Consider the following 17,870-nt stretch of genomic DNA (forward strand, 5'->3'; position numbering starts at 1 on the left):
TTTAAACACCGGCAGTTGTGATCGACTCACAGGTAGTGCTCAGCGTCCCTGGTCCAAATAGGCCAATACCGCCAGCACGCGGCGATTGTCATCGTCCGAGACTTCCAGCCCCAGTTTGGCGAAAATATTGGACGTGTGCTTCCCGATCGCCCGTTCCGTGACGACGAGTTGCCCCGCGATCGCCGCGTTCGACCGCCCCTGCGCCATCAGTTCCAGCACCTCGACCTCCCGGGGCGTCAACCGCCCCAGCGGCCGGTCGTCGGCTGCCCGCCGAGCCAGCAACTGCTGGATGACCTGCGGATCCATCACCGTCCCACCCCCTGCCACCCTCCGCACGGCATCCACGAACTGCTCGGCGTCGAACACCCGGTCCTTCAGCAGATACCCCACCCCGCCGGTCCCGTCGGCGAGCAACTCCCGCGCGTACAACTGCTCCACGTGCTGCGACAGCACGAGCACCGGCAGCCCCGGCCGGTCCCGTCGTGCCCGCAACGCGCACTGCAACCCCTCGTCGGTGTGCGTGGGCGGCAGCCGTACGTCGACCACGGCGACGTCGGGCGCCGACTCGGCCAGCGCCTTGGTGAGTTCGGGCCCGCTCTCCACCGCCGCGACGATCTCGAAGTCGTAGGCCTCCAACAGCCGCACCAGCCCGTCCCGCAGCAGGAACAGGTCTTCGGCTAGGACAACACGCACGGAATCTCCATGGTCACCATGGTGGGACCGCCCGCGGGACTGCTGACGGCCAGGACGCCGTCGAATGTACCCAGCCGCCGCCCGACCCCGGAGAGCCCCGACCCCGCCCCGACCACGGCCCCACCCCCACCGTTGTCGGTGACGGAGACCCTCAACGCCCCTTCCGCATACCGCATGTCGACCCAGATCCGATCGGCACCGGAATGCTTCACGGCGTTGGTGAGCACCTCACTGACGGCGAAATACGCGGCCGACTCGACCGGCGCGTCGGCCCGCCCGCCCCCCAGCTCCGCACTCACCTCGGTCGGCACCGGCATCCGCAGCGCCAACGCCCTTACGGCGTCCCCGAGTCCACGCTCCGCCAGCACCGGAGGATGAATACCCCGCACGAGATCACGCAGCTCGCCGAGGGCCTCGACGGAGGACTGCCGAGCCCGGGCGAGCAACTCCCGGGCCTTGGCCGGGTTCTTCTCCAACAGCGCCTCGATGGTCCCGAGATCCATCCCCATGGCCACCAGCCGGGCCTGCGCCCCATCATGCAGATCACGCTCGATCCGCCGCAGCTCAGCGGCGGAACCGTCCACCGCGTCCCGCCGGGTCTCGGTCAACACCCTTACCCGCTCGGCGAGTTCACCCTGCCCTGGGGAGAGAAGGGAACGCGTCAGCAGAAAGTGGACGCGGAGCAGGGCCGGGGTGAGGAAGTAGGAAGCGACGAGAATCCCGACGCCGAGCAGCCCCGCGAGCAGCGCACTGCCCTGCCCGCCCACCGGCACGAACCCGTACCACCACCCCACATACGTCCCGTCCGTGAACACCCGCCACAACCCGAACGCCAACGCGAAGCCCTCCAGCGGATAGAACACCAGAGCCGCGGGCACCAGCGCGGTGACGAACCCGGCGACCATGTCGACGGGCAGCCACCGCAGATCCCGCCAGGTCGCGGGGTCACGGAGGAGATGGAGGGTGCGCGTCCAGGGCCGCGCACCGGCGGGGACGGACCGGTACACCACCGGAATCCGCACCCCGCACCACCGCACGCCGAGCACCCGCCGCAGATTCGCCTGCGCTCGCACACCGGCCAACACCCAGGGGGTGGTGATCAGCCCGACGCCGGCCGGGATGAGCGCGAGGGAGACGAGGGTGAGGACGAAGAGGGTGAGTGAACCGCCTAGCGAGACAATCGCGAGGCCAAGCCCACGCACCCCGGCGACCAGGACAGTACGGGCCCGCTCACGGTTGGTTTCCATACGCTCAGTCTTACCGAGGGGCGAGCCCGGGTCACGGTGCTCAGGCCCCCATGAAGGGGGTGGTGCTATCCCCTCCTGCTTCTAGGGGCGCGGGGCTGTATCGATATGCGGCTCCGCCGCGTGGGCGCGACCAGCCCCAACGCGCCCGCAGACAACGAATCACCCCTCGACCGGAACCCCAAGCACCTTCGCCTCAACAGCAGGGTCAAGCCCAACCCCCGGCCGCCCCGCATACTCCGGCGTGCTCCGCAACCACTCCCACGTGTCAGCCACCGTCTCCTCGACAGACCGACACGTCAGCCCCGTGGCCACCGCCCGAGACACATCCGCACTGTGCAAGGCGTCGTACCCCTCACTCCCGCCCGGAATCCACACCGGCAACTGAGTCCACGGCTCGATCCCCGCCCCGAGCACCACCTCCGGCGAGGTCCACCGCAGCTCAGCCCCTCCACCGCTGACCCGCACACACGCGTCCAACAGCGACCCCATCGTCGCGTGCCCCTGCGCGGAGATCAGGTTGTACGCCCCGCTCAACTCCCGCTCCACAGAACCCAGCAACCACTCCGCCAGATCCCGCACATCCACATACTGAAGCGCCAGATCCCGAGGCCCGGGCGCCAACACCGGCCCACCCCGCGCAACCCGCCCCAACCACCACGGCAACCGCCCGATGTTCTCGTACGGCCCGAGAATGAGCCCGGCCCGGGCGAACACCGACCGCTCCGCCCCGAACGCCCCGAGCGCGGCCAGCTCCCCGCCCCGCTTGTCACGCGCGTAGTCGGTCTTGTCGGCGGAGGCCGAGGCCCCCTCGACGAGCGGCGCGTCCTCCCCGTACCCGGCGGGCGGAGCCCACGCGTACACGGAGCAACTCGACACATACACGTACCGGCCCACCCGGTCGGCGAGCAGCCGCGCCGCGTCGTCGACAGCCCGCGGCGCCGCCGACCAGGTGTCGACCACGGCATCCCACTCGCCCGAGGCCAACGCGGCGAGCCCACCGGGCGCGGTGCGGTCACCGAGCAACGCCCGTACCCCGGCCGGGGTTTCGTGCCGGCCCCGGTTGAGGACGGTCACCTCCCAGCCCCGACCGAGGGCAGCCTCCACGACGGCCCGCCCCGCGAACTCCGTACCGCCCAGCACCAGAAGTCTCATACCGACGACTCTGCCCGCGAGGCGCACGGAACGGAACGTCGATCTGCCGTCAGCAGATCACCGGGACCACCGGACCACCGAACCGCCGATGATCAACGAGCTGTCGGCGGCGTGTACTTGTACCCGACCCGCCGCACCGTCTGGATCGCCTTCCGGTGCTCGACACCGAGCTTGCGGCGCAGCCGGGCGATGTGGACGTCGACGGTACGACCGTCGCCCACATGCCCGTACCCCCACACCGTGGTGACGAGCTGGTCCCGCGTGTGGACCCGGTTCGGGTGCGCGACGAGATGCGCGAGGAGTTCGAACTCCAGGTACGTCAGGTCGAGTTCCGCGCCGTTCAGCTGCGCGGTGCGCTGCACGGTGTCGATGCGGACGAGGGGTTCGGCCTCGGCGGGGAGAGCCGGGACCGGCTCGGTCCGGGTGAGGTGCGGGCTGTCGGCCGGGATGAGGACGAGGTACCCGACCATCGGCGGCTGCCCCGGCAGCGTGGGCAGCGTGTGCGGAGGCGCGGGCAGCCAGGTGGCGCCCGGCGGCAGGAACTCCGCGACGTCGATCACCTCGTCCCGGTCCACGGCGCGCAGATGGTGCCGTGGAGCGTTCGGAGCGGGGGTGTCGAGCGTGGTGGAGGGAAGAGCGGGGAGAGAACGGATGATCGCCATGAGAAGTCAGCTCTTTCGCGCGAGAGGTTCGTCGAGGGGACGTACGTCGAGTCGCGCAGGCCGGAGGCCGAGGGTGTTTCGGCTTTAGAGGGCCGGCGCGTTCATCGCGCGACAACACACCCGGTCGAAGTCATGGTGCTGACGGGAAGGCCAGAAGGGCTCAAGGTCATGGCGACCCGTCGCTCCGCACTTCTGGTAGTTGCCCATGCGCCCATTGAAGCAGACACACGCCCGCAACAGGACCCTCCTCTCACAGCTTGGACGCTTCCTTGACACGAGAACGCGGCAGTCGGCAACGCGAAGAGGCGCCCACCACGACGGTGGACGCCTCTTCGGGGAAGCGGGGTGCGGATCAGACCTGGCCGGCCTTCTCCAGTGCGGAGCAGCAGGTGTCGACGATGAGGCGCGTCACGAGGTACGGGTCCACGTTGGCGTTCGGACGGCGGTCCTCGATGTAGCCCTTGCCGTCCTTCTCGACCTGCCACGGGATACGGACCGAGGCGCCGCGGTTGGAGACGCCGTAGGAGTACTCGTTCCACGGGGCGGTCTCGTGCAGGCCCGTCAGGCGGTCGTCGATGCCGGCGCCGTAGTACTTGACGTGGTCGAGGGGCTTGGAACCCTCGCCGAGGGACTCGCACGCGGTGATGATCGCGTCGTAGCCCTCGCGCATCGCCTTGGTGGAGAAGTTGGTGTGCGCGCCCGCGCCGTTCCAGTCGCCCTTGACCGGCTTGGGGTCGAGGGTCGCGGAGATGCCGAAGTCCTCGGCGGTGCGGTAGAGCAGCCAGCGGGCGATCCACAGGTGGTCGGAGACCTCCAGCGGGGAGACCGGGCCGACCTGGAACTCCCACTGGCCGGGCATGACCTCGGCGTTGATGCCGGAGATCGCGAGACCGGCCTTGAGGCAGTTGTCCAGGTGGGCCTCGACGATCTCGCGGCCGAAGATCTCGTCGGCGCCGACGCCGCAGTAGTAGCCGCCCTGGGGCGCCGGGAAGCCGCCCTCGGGGAAGCCCAGCGGACGGGCGCCGTCGAAGAAGGTGTACTCCTGCTCGATGCCGAAGATCGGCTCCTGAGCGGCGAACTTGGCCGAGACCTCGGCGAGCGCGGCACGCGTGTTGGACTCGTGCGGCGTCATGTCGATCTCAAGGACCTCGCACATGACGAGGATGTCGTCGCCGCCGCGGATCGGGTCCGGGAAGCTGGCGACCGGCTTGAGCACGCGGTCCGAGGAGTGCCCCTCGGCCTGGTTCGTGGACGACCCGTCGAAGCCCCAGATCGGCAGCTCCGCGCCCTTGGCGTCATCCGCCAGAATCTTCGTCTTGGAACGGAGCTTGGCCGTCGGCTGGGTGCCGTCGATCCAGATGTACTCAGCCTTGAAGGTCACGGGCCACATCCTTCGGGGTGGGTCTTTCGGTCGCACTCGCGGTGCTGCGGCGCAGCGGCACTGGGGCGCCACGATTCATGCCGGGCAGCCTGTCAACATGCGATTTCCCGATCATTGCCCAAGTGTGAACCCCGTGTTACCTGGTGGCGCTGTGTCGCGGTTCACGTGCGCTGCGCACGGCACGCCGGGAGACCGCTGTGAACCCGCTGTTCGCAGTCGCAGACGGGGGGCGCCGTACGGCTCGTATGCGATGGGGTTAGCCCTCGGCGGCGGCCTCGCGGACCCGGTCCAGGAAGCTGCGGATCGCGGCCCGCTCCCGGTCGTCGTACCCGCGGAGCAGTTCTACGGCACTCCCGATGAGCGGACCGAAGAAGGCCTGCCCGAGTGCGACCGCCCGCTGGTCCACTTCGACGACGACCCTGCGCCGGTCCCCCTCGCTCCGCACCCGCCGCACGTGCCCGGCGCGTTCCAGTCGGTCGACCAGGGCGGTGGTCCCCGCCGAGTTGAGCCCGAGCGCGCCGCCGAGCCGCCCGGCCGTCATCTCCTCGCCGGCCCGGTCCGCGTCCATGAGGGCGATCAGGGCGCGCACGTCTGTCGGGTGCATACCGTTCTGGTTCGCGAACCGGGCGCTGTGCAGGCCGAGTTCGACCGCGACGGCCCGCAGGAGATGCACGATCTCCAGCTCCGGCCCGGGGTCCGCCTTCTGGTTCCGCACGGCCGCCTCCGGCTATCATCTCGCTCACCGAGTATCTCGCTCAGCGAGATAATAGGGGAGGTGGCCGACCGTGGGAACAGGAACACGGAGTACGTACGACCCCGAGCGCTTCGGGGCCGCCTACGACAAGGTCATGGCGAAGTGGCCCGAGGACCGGGAGGCGGTGACCGTCCCGACGCCGTTCGGGGAGACGTACGTCAATGTGTGCGGGCCCGCCGACGGGCGCCCGCTCGTGCTGCTGCCGGGCGGCGGGGGAGCGACCTCGGCGTCCTGGTACGCCCAGGCCGACCGACTCGCCCGCACCCACCGCCTCTACGCCATGGACCTGATCGGCGCCCCGGGCCGCAGCGTTCCGGTGGTCGGCCGGCGGCCGCGCACGGTGGCCGATCTGGCGGTCTGGCTGGACGCGGTGCTCGACGGGCTGGGGGCGCCGGTCGTGGACCTCGGCGGCCATTCGTACGGCGGCTGGATCGCGCTGCACTACGCACTGCGCGCGCCCGCCCGGGTACGCCGTCTGTTCCTCCTCGACCCGACCCAGTGCTTCGCCGGGTTCGAGACGGCGTACCTGCTGCACGCACTGCCGATGCTGCTACGGCCCACTCCGCGCCGAGTCCGCGCGTTCCTGGAGTGGGAGACCGGGGGAGTGCCGCTGGACCCCGACTGGCTCCGCCTCCAGGAGGCGGGCGCGGGGTTCCCGTCCGTGAGACCGGTGACCGGTCCCCGCCCGGCGCCCGAGGCGCTGCGCGGGCTGAACGCGTCGGTCCTGCTGCTTCTGGCCGGAAGCAGCAGGACCCATGACACTCACCTGGTGGCGGCCCGGGCGGGCGGTCTGCTGCCGCGCGTCGAGACGGACATCCTCCCGGACGTCTCGCATCACGCGCTGCCGCATGCCGCGCCGGAGCGACTGGGCCGTCACCTCACCGGTTTTCTCGGACCTTGAAGCGTCACCCCACCTTCTGGATCAGAGCGCGGCGGATGAGGAACTTGCCGGGCTCACGGACCTGTTCGAACGCGGCGTTGTTCAGCAGGACACAGCTGCCGGAGACCGAAGTCACCTTCACCGTCGTGGACTTGTTGTTGTCCAGGTTGGTGACCTTCAGCGTCGTACCCGCCGGGAACTGGTTGCTCGACGCGGCGGGCGCACCGGCCTCGCCGGAGAGCGTGACGGTCGAGCCGTTGCACACCTGGCTGCCCGCGGCGGCGTTGCCGCCACCGTTGTTGCCCGCCGCCGGCGGGGTCGCGGCCGGAGTGGTCTTGGAACCCGCGGGCGCCGACTGCGCCGGCTGCGCGACCTGGGAGTCCTGAGCCGACTCCCCAACCGCGCAACCCGACGCCTTCTGCTGCACCTTGATCTGCGCGATGACCGCCTCGCGGTTGGCGATCCGCGCGCTCGACTGGGCGTCGGGCGCGGCGCGTTGACCGTCGATGAACTTCTGGTTGTTGCCGAGCGCGGTGGCGAGCCCCTGGCAGACCGTCGAGTTCGCGGCCGACAGCGTCTTGGCGTTCTGCGCTGTCGACTGCGACGCGTTCGAGGTGGTGGCCAGGGCGAAGGCCCCGCCGCCCGCGACCGCGGCGGCGGTGACCAGCAGCGCCAGCTTCTTCTTCGTACTGGCAGTTCTCCTGCGCGACATGCGCGTCTCCTGTGGGGTAGGGGAGCGTACGCCGCTATGTACGGGATGCCGAACGATGTAACTCAGTGGACACAGGAGTCACATAAGTGACGTGCGTCACAAGGGGGTTGAGGCTCAGCGCACCCCGTCCCAGTCGGACAGGAACGACCCGAGGGTGCGCATGTACGCCTCCCGGTCCTCCCACATCGCCATGTGCGCGCTGTGCGGGAACTCGACCCGCTCGGTGAAGGGAAGCCCCTGCTCCAGCGTGTCCGTGCACTCCACGGCGAACTCGTCGTAGCGCCCGCGCGTCAGCAGTACGGGCTTCCTGATCCGGCGCAGCTTCGAAGTCCGGTCCCAGGAAGCGAGGTTGCCGGTCATCACGAACTCGTTCGGACCGTTCATCGTGGCGTACACCTGGTTGCCGTCGACGTTCGCGGCGCTGCGCAACAGGGCCTCGGGGTACGGGTCGAGACGGCAGAAGAAGTTCGCGTAGAAGACGTTCACCGCGTCGAGATACTCCGGTGCCGTGTAGTCGCCCTTCGCCTCGTACTCGTCGAGGACGCGCTGCACGTCGGCCGGCAGCTGCGTGCGCAACTCCCTTGTGCCGGTGACGAATTGGGGCGCGCTCGACCCCGTACTGGCCAGCACGACCGCGCTCACCTCGCGCGGCTGACGCAACAGGTACTCGATGGCGAGCCAGCCGCCCCACGAGTGCCCGTACAGGTGGAACCGCCGCAGCCCCAACGCCCGCCGGACCGCCTCCACTTCGGCGACGAACCGGTCGACCACCCAGAGCGCGGGGTTGTCCGGCTTCTCCGAACGCCCGCACCCCAGTTGGTCGTAGAACACGACCGACCGGTCCACGGCCAGGTCGCCCAGGGACTCCAGATAGTCGTGCCCGGCCCCCGGCCCGCCGTGCAGCACCAGCAGCGGCGGCCGCGACCCGTGCCCGACGACGTTCACCCAGACCCGGCCACCGGGCACGCCGACATACCGCTCACCGGGCCGGAGTCGGGACGCGCCACCGGGTCCGCCCCGCCCCGGGGCGAGGACGGGCACGAAGCCGCCGGCGGTGAGGGCGCCGGTCGACCTGAGAACGCTGCGACGGTTGATCATCGGGGGGAACTCTCCGCTCTCGTACGAGACTTGAAGATGCCGAGGCAACCCTCTATCACGCCGAAACGAACGGACATCGGCCACTTGACCTACGCGGAGTCCGACCCCGCCCCCGGTCCCGACCGCCGCGACAGCGCGTCCCGTACGGCCTCGTCACTGCGGGCCACCACCGCCGTACCGTCCTCCGCCGTGATGATCGGCCGCTGGATCAGCTTCGGATGCGCGGCCATCGCCGCCACCCACCGCTCCCGCGAACTCGCGTCCCGCGCCCACGACTTGAGCCCCAGCTCCTTCGCCACGGCCTCCTGCGTACGCGTGATGTCCCACGGTTCGAGCCCGAGCCGCTCCAGTACGTCCCTGATCTCGCCCTCGCTCGGCACGTCCTCCAGATAGCGCCGGACGGTGTACTCGGCCCCTTCGGCGTCGAGCAGACTCACGGCACTACGGCACTTGGAACAGGCCGGGTTGATCCAGATCTCCATGGCGTTCACGTTAGGCGAGAGACGCCCGGTCCGGCCCGGTGAGCGGCTTCGTGGCGCGGACGAGGGCGGAGTGCATGCCGTCCGCGACGGGGTGGGTGGGCGTGATCGAGACGTCCGTGAACCCGGCCGCTTCGAGGCCTTCCCGGTACTCCGCGAAGGACAGGGCCCCGGCGACGCAGCCGACGTGGTCGCCGCGTTCGGCGCGCTGCCCGGCGGTGAGGCTGTCGTCGGCGACGACGTCCGAGACGCCCAGACGCCCGCCGGACTTCAGGACCCGGAAGGTCTCGGCGAAGACGGCCGGCTTGTCGACGGACAGGTTGATCACGCAGTTGGAGATCACGACGTCGACGGTGTCCGCCGGGAGGGGGATCGCCTCGATGGTGCCCTTGAGGAACTCGACGTTGGCCGCACCCGCCTTCTCGGCGTTGGCCAGGGCGAGCCGGAGCATCTCGTCGGTCATGTCGAGGCCGTACGCCCGGCCGGTGGGGCCCACGCGGCGCGCGGAGAGCAGGACGTCGATGCCGCCGCCCGAGCCGAGGTCGAGGACGCGGTCGCCCTCCCGGAGCTCGGCGACGGCGGTGGGGTTCCCGCAGCCCAGGGAGGCGGCCACGGCCTCGGCGGGCAGGGTGCCGCGTTCGTCGGCGGAGTAGAGGGCGGAACCGAAGATGTCGTCGCCGCCGAAGCTGTCGTCGGTCTCGGCCGGCTGCGGCCCGCAACAGCCGGTGCCGCCCTCGGTGACCTGTACCGCTGCGGCGGCGTAGCGCCGGCGGACGGCTTCGCGCAGGTCGGTGGAGTGCTCGCTCATGTCTGCTCTGCCTCCTGTGTTGATGCTGCATTGATGTCCTGCATTGATGTTCTTCGATGCAACGTTGCGCCCTGGATTGAAGGATGTCAATATAGAAGGATGTCGAAACAAGAGCTTGAGGTGATCGGCCAGGGCGCGGCCGGGTCCTGCTGCGGCGGAGTGGCGTCCGCACCGCTGGACGACGCACGCGCGACAGAACTGGCCAAGGTCTTCAAGGCACTTGGGGACCCGGTCCGCCTACGGCTGCTGTCGATGATCGCCTCGCAGGGCCAGGGCGGCGAGGGCGGCCGGAGCGGTGAGGTGTGCGTGTGCGAGCTGACCCCCGCCTTCGACCTGGCCCAGCCGACGATCTCCCACCACCTCAAGCTGCTGCGCCAGGCCGGACTGATCGACTGCGAGCGCCGCGGTACGTGGGTGTACTACTGGGCGCTGCCCGAGGCACTGGACCGCCTGGCCGACTTCCTGGTCACCCCGCGGACCGCCGCGACGCCGGCGTGAGTACCTCCCTCGGCCGTCGTGCCGCCGCCGAGGCGCTCGGGACCGGTCTGCTGGTCGCCGTCGTGGTCGGCTCCGGCATCCAGGCCACCGAGTTGACCCACGACACCGGCCTACGGCTGCTCGCCAACTCCCTCGCCACCGTGTTCGGCCTGGCCGTGCTGATCACCCTGCTCGGTCCGGTCTCCGGCGCGCACCTCAACCCGGCCGTCACCCTGGCGGCCTGGTGCGCGGGCCGCCGTACCGGTACCGGACCGTCCCTGCGTGATGTCGCCGCGTACGTGCCCGCGCAGGTGGCCGGGGCGATCGGCGGCGCGGTCGTGGCCGACGCGATGTTCGCGAAGCCGCTGCTGAGGTTCTCCACGCACGACCGTTTCGCCGGGCACCTGTGGCTGGGCGAGGTCGTCGCCACGGCCGGGCTGATCCTCCTCGTCCTCGGACTGGAACGCACCGGCCGCTCCCATCTCGCACCGGCCGCCGTCGCCTCCTACATCGGCGCGGCCTACTGGTTCACGTCCTCCACCTCGTTCGCGAACCCCGCGGTGACCGTCGGCCGCGCCTTCTCCGACACCTTCGCCGGGATCGCCCCCGCGTCCGTCCTCCCGTTCATCGCGGCCCAACTGGTGGGCGCGGCGCTCGGATTGACCGTTGCGGTGCTGCTCTACGGCCGTGCCGCACCGGTCGGTGACACGGCCGCGGTTCCGATCCCGATCCCGATCCCGGTACCGGTACCGGTACCGGTACCGGGATCGGGATCGGGATCGGAACCGGTACCGGGATCGGAACCGCGTGGTGAGGCGGAGTCAGCCCTGACCTGACCTGACCTGACCTGACCTGGCCGCCCTCCGCCGACAAGGACTCTCCCTGTGTCTTCGACCGTCCCGCGCCCGTCCGTCCTGTTCGTCTGTGTCCACAACGCCGGCCGCTCGCAGATGGCCGCCGCCTTCCTCACCCACCTCGCGGGCGGCCGGGTCGAGGTCCGTTCCGCCGGATCGGCCCCCGCCGACCAGGTGAACCCCGCGGTCGTCGAGGCGATGGCCGAGGTCGGCATCGACATCGCGGCGGAGACCCCGAAGATCCTCACCGTCGAGGCCGTACAGGCGTCCGACGTGGTGATCACCATGGGGTGCGGTGACACCTGCCCGGTGTTTCCCGGCAGGACCTATCTCGACTGGCGGCTCGACGATCCCGCCGGGCAGGGCGTCGAGGCGGTACGGCCGATCCGGGACGCGATCGAAGGGTATGTGCGGGGGCTGATCTCGGACTCGGACGTACTGGCCGTCTGACGGCCGGATCGTACCCCTGGGGCGGAGCGCTCTGTTCGAATTTGGTGTCGCCTCACGGATACCTCCCGGAGCTTGCGTGACACGGTGGCAATATCCTTTCCCACCTGGGGATTTGGTGGGATGTCGGGGTTCGCCGGTTGTCAGTGGCGGGCAGTAAACTAGGAGCAGTGTTCGAGGGTGTCGCCGGGGGGTCCGGACGGCGCCCTGACCGCGACAGGAGGATGTCCGTGCCCGCTGCCGCACTGAAGCCGAAGCCGTTGCCGACCCAGTCCACCGCGAAGCGTTCCGTCCAACTCGACCTGCCCTACGTGCCGGTGGAGAAGCGCCCGCTGCCGCCCGGGCGCCCGCGGGACTGGTACGTCACGCACAACCGCCGCCTCAAGGCGATGCGGCTGGCCATCGCCCTGCTCGACTCGGGCGTGTACGTCCCGAACCAGGCCCGCAACGAGACGATCCGCAGCACCGCGGAACTGATCGGCGTCCACGCGCCGTCCGACACGACGTGTCACATGGTCCGGGCACTGATGCGGTACTCGCGCTGAGCGGGTGGCGCCGGGTGCCCTGCGTTTTTCGGGGCGCCCGGCGTCGGCGCTCGCGCCATCAGGGGCTGCCGCCCCCGAACCCCCGCTTCGGCCTGAACGGCCTCGTCCTCAAACGCCGGACGGGCTGGCTCAAGCGCCGGACGGGCTGGATCGTGCCGGCCTGCGCTGAAAGATGCGGCCTCTTCGAGCGTCGCCCTCAGGGGGTGGGCGGGCTCGGGCTGGCCCGGTCTTGTCCACAAACGCCGGACGGGCTCGATGACTCCGCCCGCCGCGCAAAAAGGCCTACTCCGGGCCGACTGAACATGAGCCCTTGCGCGACCAACTCCTGCTCTGCCGGGGCCTGTTCCCGTGTCACCGATTTCCGGCCCACCGGAACCTGCTCCTACGTCACCGATTTCCGGCTCACTGGGGCCTGTTCTTGCGCCGCCAACTTGCACTCCGCCGGGGCCTGTTCCTGCGCGACCGACTCCCGCGCCGCCGGGGCCTGCTCTCCTACGCCACTGACTCCCGGCCCGCCGAGACCCGTTCCTGCGCCGCCGATTCCCGCGCCGCCCCCCGAGACGCGCTCTTGCGTAACCGATTCCCGGGTCACCGAAGCCCGTTCCTACCTCGCCAACTCCCGCCCCACCGAGGCCCGTTCCGGCGCCACAGTTTCCCGGGTCACCGAAGCCCGTTCCAACCCCGCCAACTCCCGCCCCACCGAACCCCGTTCTTCCTACGCCACCACCCCCACCCCACCAAAGCCACCCCCTACCCCAACAACCCCCGCTCCACCGGCGTCCGAAACCGAGGCGTCACCCGAGTAACCCCCACCCACCCCCGCAAGCGCTCCGCCGCCACCCCGATCGCAGCCTCCCCCTCCCGGCCAACTCCCTCCCCGTCGAGGATCCGCCACGCGATCTCCCCGTCCGGCCGCTGTGCCCAACCCCCCACCACCCGCCCGTCCCACCACACCGTCGGCCCAACATTGCCGCTCCCGTCGAACAGTGCGGGGCGCAACTCCGGTGCCAGGTACCAGTCCCGCTGTTGCCAGCCCATCGCCGTCGGATCGAGTCCGGGGAGCAGGGCCGCCCACGGCTCGGAGGGACCCGCGAGCGGGGCCAGGTCGCCCGCGGCGACGTATCCCGTTCCCTCGTCCAGGGACACCGGCTCCGCGCCGATCGTCGTCAGGGCCCGGCGGACGTCCGTCACCCGCCAGCCCGTCCACCACTTCAGGTCGGCCTCGGTGGCGGGGCCGCAGGCCGTGAGCCAGCGGTCGAGGAGTGCGGCCTGGGCCTCGGCGACATCCAGCTCGGGGTGTTCCGGCGCCACCGCCCAGCGGAACTGGTTCGATGTCCACGAGCCCAACGGCCGTCCCCGTACGACCTTTCCCTCCACGCCCAGCACCCTCAGCAGGCGGGTCGAGACCGTGTGGACGCCCTCGTAGTTCTTCCCGGCCGCGTACACGAACTGTTCCCTCAACCTCGGTTCGTCCTGGGCGAGTTCGGCCGCCGTAGCCTGCCCGCGTTCGGCCAGCGCGGCCAGCAGCGCGGCCTCGACCTCCTTCAGCCAGGCCGCGTCCGGTGCCCCCGCCTTCGCCATGTCCTTGAGCAGGGAGGCCCGTTCACGCGCGGCGACGGCAAGTCCCGTCGAGGCGTGCACCACGGCGGTCAGGTCGGTGGGGAACACGAACACCGTGTGGCGCATGCCGTGCATACGGAGCAGGGTGCGGTCCTCGTACAGGGCGCGGGTGGTCTCCGGGACGGTGAGGGAGGGGTCGGCGAGGCGGGCGCCCACCGCCAGGTACACCGTCGCGGGGTCCGTGCCGTGCAGGGCGACGAGGGAGTCGGCGACGGCCTCGGGGGTCGCGGCGTGCGTGGACGCGGCGAGGCGGTGGCGGAGGGCGAGGCGGGCTCGGCGCTCGGGGGTGGTGATGTGACGGGGGGTGCGACTCATCTCGACCTCGCCTCGAAGACGTCCACTTCTCGACCGACAGTAAACGTTCACCCGATCGACGTCCCCGAAATGCACCCCCACCCCGACCCGGTTTCACTGCGTAGCAACAGGCGGTGCCATCCCAGAAGGCGGCGGCATGCAAAGACACGGCACATGACCACCCCGGCCGACCGAGCGGAGCGGGGCCGCGCCGCGCGCAAACGCGTTGCCCGTTCCGCCCACGCCGGCTGGATCCCCGCCGTGGACCGCCCGGACCCCGTCGCCGTACTCGAACGACAGGGCCGGGACAGACTCCCCGAACTCCTCCCGATCCGGTACGGCCGCATGGCCGCCTCCCCCTTCGCCTTCCTGCGCGGCTCCGCCGCCGTGATGGCGACGGACCTGGCGTCCCAACCGCACACCGGCCTCACCGTCCAGCTCTGCGGCGACGCCCACCTCCTCAACTTCGGCCTGTACGCCTCCCCGGAACGCGCCCTGCTCTTCGACCTCAACGACTTCGACGAGACGTTCCCGGGCCCCTTCGAGTGGGACGTCAAGCGTCTCGCCGCGAGCGTGGCCGTCGCCGCCCGCGAGAACGGCCACAGCGACACCAAGGCCCACCGCGCCGCGCTGGAGGCGACAGCCGCGTACCGTACGGCTCTTCGCGGTCTGGCCCGCAAGGGCGAACTGGCCGTCTGGTACGAGCGGATCGACGCCGACAGCCTGCTGCCGCTGGTCCGCGCCGGCCGCCACCGCCGCCAGGTGGAGTCCAGCCTCACCCGGGCCCGCCGCCGCACCAGCCTGCACGCCGTGGGCAAACTGACCGAGACCGTCGACGGCCGCCGCCGTATCGTCCACGACCCGCCCCTCCTGGAACCGGCCGGCGCCGCCGACATGGCCTCCCTGCGCAAGATCTTCAGCGACTACCGCTCCACGCTCTCCGAGGAACGCCGCCTGCTCCTGGACCGCTACCGCTTCGTCGACGCCGCCCGCAAGGTCGTCGGTGTCGGCAGCGTGGGCACCCGCTGCTTCGTCGTGCTGCTCGCCGGCCGCGACCAGGACGACCCGCTGTTCCTCCAGATCAAGGAGGCGCGGAAGTCCGTACTGGAGGAGCACCTGCCGAACGGCCCCTACGTCCACCCCGGCCACCGGGTCGTGGCGGGCCAGCGCCTCCTCCAGGCGGCCAGCGACATCTTCCTCGGCTGGATGACGGGCCCGCAGGGCCGCGCCTTCTACTGGCGCCAGCTCCGCGACATGAAGGGCTCCGCAGACGTCGTCGGCATGGGCCCGCGGGCCCTCACGGCCTACGCCCGCCTCTGCGGCAACGCCCTCGCCCGGGCCCACGCCCGCTCCGGCGATCGCATCGCCATCGCCGCCTACCTGGGCAGCACCGACACCTTCGAACGAGCCGTGGCGGACTTCGCCCTGTCCTACGCCGGCCAGACGACCGCCGACCACGCGAGCCTAGGCGCGGCCGTGGCGGCAGGCGTGATCACGGCGGCACCGGGCGTCTGACCGCCCGTAGAAAAAGAAGATGCACACCGAGTGACCGACTCCCTACGCTGGAGAGGTATTGCGGAGCAGGTCACCACCGTTTCACGCAGGGCAGGCGTCACCCTGCGGAGTCGGCGCTAGTCTCGTTCGCACCCAACCCACCGACGGTCGGCCGCCCACCCCAGCGCCCTGTCGGGACAGTGTTCGTACCGCTCGGACATCACCACACCCACGCCCACGGAGGCCCGTCATGGGCACCATCGTTCTTTCCGGGACCGTCGTCCTGGTCGTCCTAGGATTCGGAAACCACGTCTGGTGGCTCGCCGCCGTCGCCGTGCTCTTCCTCTACGTGCGGTACGGCAGGGACTCGACGTCGTCCACCTCATCGACCTCGTCCACGTCGTCCGCGTCGGGCGGCGGTTCCTCCTCGGGAAGCACCCCGTCGAGCTACCGCGCGTACCGCGACCGCCGTGACAAGCAGGCCAAGTGGGAGCGCCGTTATCAGCGCGAGCGCCCTCTGGAGTCCCGTCGGCAGGCCCGTCAGAAGAGCAAGTAGGAGACCGGGGCGCCCGTCACAACCCGGGGGCGCCCCACACCGGGAACCACCGGCTCAGGTCCTGCTCGATCCGCAGGTCGTTGCCGAGCATCGACTTGACCTGGAGTTCCAACGCGCTGTCGCGCCGCTGACCGTCACCGGCCAGCGGCGCGAACGGGAAGAACGTCCCGCGCTTGTACAGATAGACCAGCGCCAGTCGTCGGCCCCCGTCGGCCCCTCCGTCTTCGAACCCGGCGAGCGAGCACAGGAGTTGAGGCCCGAAGCCGTTGACCTCCATCGCGCTGTTCACCGCGTGCAGATCGTTCACCAGCGACGACAACTGATCGGGCGTCCGGCGCGAGACCAGCCACGAGTAGCCGTAGGCATCCTGGGTCAACTCCACGGGCGGCCCTGTGCGTTCGGCGTCCGCGTCGAGCAGCGCCTGGACCTCCCGGTGCGTCTGCTCGAACGCCCCGCCCTCCACCGTCGCGAAGCACACCGCACCGCGCCCGGTCGCCCGGAACCCGGCCGCCGCCTCCAGCGTCACCGCCGCCGAGGGCAGCGCGAACAGCTGGTCGAGATCGGGAGCGACCGGTTTCGTACGGCCGAGCAGGATGTCCAGCAACCCCATCCTCAGTCCGCCTTCCCGATACCGGGCACCGCCGCCTCACCCAACTCGGCGGAGATCCGCCCCAGTTGGTCGAGCCGCTGCTCCAGGCTCGGGTGGGTCGAGAAGAACCGCGAGATACCGGGCTCGGCGCCGTTCGCCGGGCTGAAGTAGAAGGCGTTGAAGGCCTGCGCGGTCCGCAGGTCCTTGGTCGGGATGCGGGCGATGTCGCCGTCGACCTTGGTGAGCGCGGACGCCAGCGCCGAGGGCTTGCCGGTGAGCAGGGCCGCCGCGCGGTCCGCCGCCAGCTCGCGGTACCGGGACAGCGCCCTGATCAGCAGGAAGCTGATCGCGTACACGGCCGCCGAGATCCCCATGATCCCCGCGAACACGGCCAGCGTGTTCTGGTCCTTGCGCCCCCGGAAGATCTGCGAGTAGAACGCGAACCGCACCATGAGCCCGGCGAGCACCCCGAGGAACGACGCCACCGTGATCACGGCCACGTCCTTGTGCGCCACGTGCGACAGCTCGTGCGCGAGCACACCCTCCAGCTCGGCCGGCTCCAGCCGCCGTAGCAGACCGGTGGTCACGCAGACGACGGCGTGGTCGGCGTTCCGCCCGGTGGCGAAGGCGTTGGGCATGTCGATGTCGGAAACGGCGACGACAGGTTTCGGCATATCGGCGACGGCACACAGCCGGTCGATCACACCGTGCAGCTCGGGATACTCCTCCCGCTCCACGATCCGCCCGTGCATCGCGTACAGCGCGATCCGGTCGGAGAACCAGTACTGCGCGACGAGCAGCCCGCCCGCCAGCACCACGACCAGCACCCAGGACTTCAGCAACACGATCAGCGCGGCCACGAACGCCACGTACAACAGCCCGAGCAGGAACAGCGTCAGACCCATACGTATGGTCAACCGCCGGTCGCTCCGGAAGCGGCTCTGCATCTGCCATCACCCCGCAGTCAGGCACTCGTCCCACCGCCCAGTGTGCACCCGCCCCTTCCCATGAAGTGGTCCCGATCGGCCCTAGGCGGAGCAAAAGGTCCCTGAGAATCCGATGAGCGCACGAGGACGCAGGTCGGCCGGGAAGCCCGGCCTCCCGTATCCGCCGCGTCAACACATACCG

At 70.4% G+C, this 17,870-nt stretch carries 20 protein-coding genes; 7 read left to right on the forward strand and 13 right to left on the reverse strand.

Going from position 1 to position 17,870, the window contains the following annotated elements:
• Window positions 1-39: 39 nt before the first annotated feature.
• The 6 genes from OG194_RS34065 to OG194_RS34090 all read right to left on the reverse strand — a co-directional run bounded on the left by OG194_RS34065 (window position 40) and on the right by OG194_RS34090 (window position 5,850).
• A complete protein-coding gene (locus OG194_RS34065; RefSeq protein ID WP_327404604.1) occupies window positions 40-693 on the reverse strand; it encodes a response regulator transcription factor in 654 nt (217 codons plus the stop codon).
• Window positions 678-1,940, reverse strand: coding sequence for a sensor histidine kinase (locus tag OG194_RS34070; protein WP_327404605.1), 1,263 nt, complete (start codon window positions 1,938-1,940; stop codon window positions 678-680). The genes OG194_RS34065 and OG194_RS34070 overlap by 16 nt, the downstream gene beginning before the upstream one ends.
• A 159-nt stretch (window positions 1,941-2,099) precedes the next feature.
• Window positions 2,100-3,092, reverse strand: a complete 993-nt coding sequence (locus OG194_RS34075) for an NAD-dependent epimerase/dehydratase family protein (protein WP_327404606.1) — start codon at window positions 3,090-3,092, stop codon at window positions 2,100-2,102.
• 92 nt (window positions 3,093-3,184) lie between these two features.
• The gene (locus OG194_RS34080; RefSeq protein WP_327404607.1) at window positions 3,185-3,754 is read right to left on the reverse strand and encodes a winged helix-turn-helix domain-containing protein; all 570 of its coding nucleotides are present in this window, start codon (window positions 3,752-3,754) and stop codon (window positions 3,185-3,187) included.
• A gap of 352 nt (window positions 3,755-4,106) precedes the next feature.
• On the reverse strand, window positions 4,107-5,135 hold the full coding sequence (gene glnII, locus OG194_RS34085; RefSeq protein ID WP_327404608.1) for a glutamine synthetase: 1,029 nt from the start codon (window positions 5,133-5,135) through the stop codon (window positions 4,107-4,109).
• 256 nt (window positions 5,136-5,391) lie between these two features.
• Complete coding sequence (locus OG194_RS34090; protein ID WP_327404609.1) at window positions 5,392-5,850, reverse strand: MarR family winged helix-turn-helix transcriptional regulator; 459 nt, start codon at window positions 5,848-5,850, stop codon at window positions 5,392-5,394.
• 133 nt (window positions 5,851-5,983) lie between these two features.
• Between OG194_RS34090 and OG194_RS34095 the strand changes: the two genes are divergently transcribed.
• A complete protein-coding gene (locus tag OG194_RS34095) occupies window positions 5,984-6,790 on the forward strand; it encodes an alpha/beta fold hydrolase (RefSeq protein WP_327407308.1) in 807 nt (268 codons plus the stop codon).
• 4 nt (window positions 6,791-6,794) lie between these two features.
• Here the strand turns inward: OG194_RS34095 and OG194_RS34100 are convergent, their stop codons facing one another.
• From OG194_RS34100 to arsM, 4 genes are all read right to left on the reverse strand, one after another.
• Complete coding sequence (locus OG194_RS34100) at window positions 6,795-7,481, reverse strand: hypothetical protein (protein WP_327404610.1); 687 nt, start codon at window positions 7,479-7,481, stop codon at window positions 6,795-6,797.
• Window positions 7,482-7,595: 114 nt separating this feature from the next.
• Window positions 7,596-8,579 (reverse strand): proline iminopeptidase-family hydrolase, encoded by a 984-nt coding sequence (locus tag OG194_RS34105; RefSeq protein ID WP_327404611.1) that lies wholly within the window; start codon window positions 8,577-8,579, stop codon window positions 7,596-7,598.
• Between the two features lie 89 nt (window positions 8,580-8,668).
• On the reverse strand, window positions 8,669-9,061 hold the full coding sequence (locus OG194_RS34110; protein ID WP_327404612.1) for an arsenate reductase family protein: 393 nt from the start codon (window positions 9,059-9,061) through the stop codon (window positions 8,669-8,671).
• 10 nt (window positions 9,062-9,071) lie between these two features.
• The gene (arsM, locus tag OG194_RS34115; protein ID WP_327404613.1) at window positions 9,072-9,866 is read right to left on the reverse strand and encodes an arsenite methyltransferase; all 795 of its coding nucleotides are present in this window, start codon (window positions 9,864-9,866) and stop codon (window positions 9,072-9,074) included.
• Between the two features lie 99 nt (window positions 9,867-9,965).
• Between arsM and OG194_RS34120 the strand changes: the two genes are divergently transcribed.
• The 4 genes from OG194_RS34120 to OG194_RS34135 all read left to right on the forward strand — a co-directional run bounded on the left by OG194_RS34120 (window position 9,966) and on the right by OG194_RS34135 (window position 12,189).
• The gene (locus tag OG194_RS34120; protein WP_327404614.1) at window positions 9,966-10,364 is read left to right on the forward strand and encodes an ArsR/SmtB family transcription factor; all 399 of its coding nucleotides are present in this window, start codon (window positions 9,966-9,968) and stop codon (window positions 10,362-10,364) included.
• Window positions 10,361-11,179 (forward strand): MIP/aquaporin family protein, encoded by an 819-nt coding sequence (locus tag OG194_RS34125; protein ID WP_327404615.1) that lies wholly within the window; start codon window positions 10,361-10,363, stop codon window positions 11,177-11,179. Before OG194_RS34120 ends, OG194_RS34125 begins: the two co-directional genes overlap by 4 nt.
• A 48-nt stretch (window positions 11,180-11,227) precedes the next feature.
• Entirely contained in the window at window positions 11,228-11,647 is a 420-nt protein-coding gene (locus OG194_RS34130; protein WP_327404616.1) for an arsenate reductase ArsC, read from the forward strand.
• A 227-nt stretch (window positions 11,648-11,874) separates the two neighbouring features.
• Window positions 11,875-12,189, forward strand: coding sequence for a hypothetical protein (locus OG194_RS34135; RefSeq protein ID WP_033284269.1), 315 nt, complete (start codon window positions 11,875-11,877; stop codon window positions 12,187-12,189).
• 750 nt (window positions 12,190-12,939) lie between these two features.
• On the opposite strand, the gene OG194_RS34140 is transcribed toward OG194_RS34135, so the two are convergent.
• Entirely contained in the window at window positions 12,940-14,124 is a 1,185-nt protein-coding gene (locus tag OG194_RS34140; protein WP_327404617.1) for a winged helix DNA-binding domain-containing protein, read from the reverse strand.
• A 153-nt stretch (window positions 14,125-14,277) separates the two neighbouring features.
• On the opposite strand from OG194_RS34140, the gene OG194_RS34145 reads away from it, so the two are divergent.
• Both OG194_RS34145 and OG194_RS34150 read left to right on the forward strand, forming a co-directional pair.
• Complete coding sequence (locus tag OG194_RS34145) at window positions 14,278-15,618, forward strand: DUF2252 domain-containing protein (RefSeq protein ID WP_327404618.1); 1,341 nt, start codon at window positions 14,278-14,280, stop codon at window positions 15,616-15,618.
• Window positions 15,619-15,847: 229 nt separating this feature from the next.
• Window positions 15,848-16,153, forward strand: coding sequence for a hypothetical protein (locus tag OG194_RS34150; RefSeq protein WP_327404619.1), 306 nt, complete (start codon window positions 15,848-15,850; stop codon window positions 16,151-16,153).
• Between the two features lie 16 nt (window positions 16,154-16,169).
• Here OG194_RS34150 and pspAB read toward each other — a convergent pair whose 3' ends face one another.
• Entirely contained in the window at window positions 16,170-16,763 is a 594-nt protein-coding gene (pspAB, locus tag OG194_RS34155) for a PspA-associated protein PspAB (RefSeq protein WP_327404620.1), read from the reverse strand.
• A 2-nt stretch (window positions 16,764-16,765) separates the two neighbouring features.
• The gene (htpX, locus tag OG194_RS34160; RefSeq protein ID WP_327404621.1) at window positions 16,766-17,689 is read right to left on the reverse strand and encodes a zinc metalloprotease HtpX; all 924 of its coding nucleotides are present in this window, start codon (window positions 17,687-17,689) and stop codon (window positions 16,766-16,768) included.
• Window positions 17,690-17,870: the final 181 nt, after the last annotated feature.

Origin of the sequence: Streptomyces sp. NBC_01288, assembly GCF_035982055.1 — a bacterium.
GTDB lineage: Bacteria > Actinomycetota > Actinomycetes > Streptomycetales > Streptomycetaceae > Streptomyces.

Excerpts from the sequence above, each read along its gene's own strand:
- pspAB (WP_327404620.1), bottom strand. The coding sequence starts at position 16,763 with ATGGGGTTGCTGGACATCCTGCTCGGCCGTACGAAACCGGTCGCTCCC.
- OG194_RS34095 (WP_327407308.1), top strand. The coding sequence starts at position 5,984 with ATGGCGAAGTGGCCCGAGGACCGGGAGGCGGTGACCGTCCCGACGCCG.
- OG194_RS34070 (WP_327404605.1), bottom strand. The coding sequence starts at position 1,940 with ATGGAAACCAACCGTGAGCGGGCCCGTACTGTCCTGGTCGCCGGGGTG.
- OG194_RS34100 (WP_327404610.1), bottom strand. The coding sequence starts at position 7,481 with ATGTCGCGCAGGAGAACTGCCAGTACGAAGAAGAAGCTGGCGCTGCTG.
- OG194_RS34105 (WP_327404611.1), bottom strand. The coding sequence starts at position 8,579 with ATGATCAACCGTCGCAGCGTTCTCAGGTCGACCGGCGCCCTCACCGCC.
- OG194_RS34150 (WP_327404619.1), top strand. The coding sequence starts at position 15,848 with ATGGGCACCATCGTTCTTTCCGGGACCGTCGTCCTGGTCGTCCTAGGA.
- OG194_RS34080 (WP_327404607.1), bottom strand. The coding sequence starts at position 3,754 with ATGGCGATCATCCGTTCTCTCCCCGCTCTTCCCTCCACCACGCTCGAC.
- OG194_RS34140 (WP_327404617.1), bottom strand. The coding sequence starts at position 14,124 with ATGAGTCGCACCCCCCGTCACATCACCACCCCCGAGCGCCGAGCCCGC.
- htpX (WP_327404621.1), bottom strand. The coding sequence starts at position 17,689 with ATGCAGAGCCGCTTCCGGAGCGACCGGCGGTTGACCATACGTATGGGT.
- OG194_RS34110 (WP_327404612.1), bottom strand. The coding sequence starts at position 9,061 with ATGGAGATCTGGATCAACCCGGCCTGTTCCAAGTGCCGTAGTGCCGTG.
- OG194_RS34120 (WP_327404614.1), top strand. The coding sequence starts at position 9,966 with ATGTCGAAACAAGAGCTTGAGGTGATCGGCCAGGGCGCGGCCGGGTCC.
- arsM (WP_327404613.1), bottom strand. The coding sequence starts at position 9,866 with ATGAGCGAGCACTCCACCGACCTGCGCGAAGCCGTCCGCCGGCGCTAC.
- OG194_RS34075 (WP_327404606.1), bottom strand. The coding sequence starts at position 3,092 with ATGAGACTTCTGGTGCTGGGCGGTACGGAGTTCGCGGGGCGGGCCGTC.
- OG194_RS34145 (WP_327404618.1), top strand. The coding sequence starts at position 14,278 with ATGACCACCCCGGCCGACCGAGCGGAGCGGGGCCGCGCCGCGCGCAAA.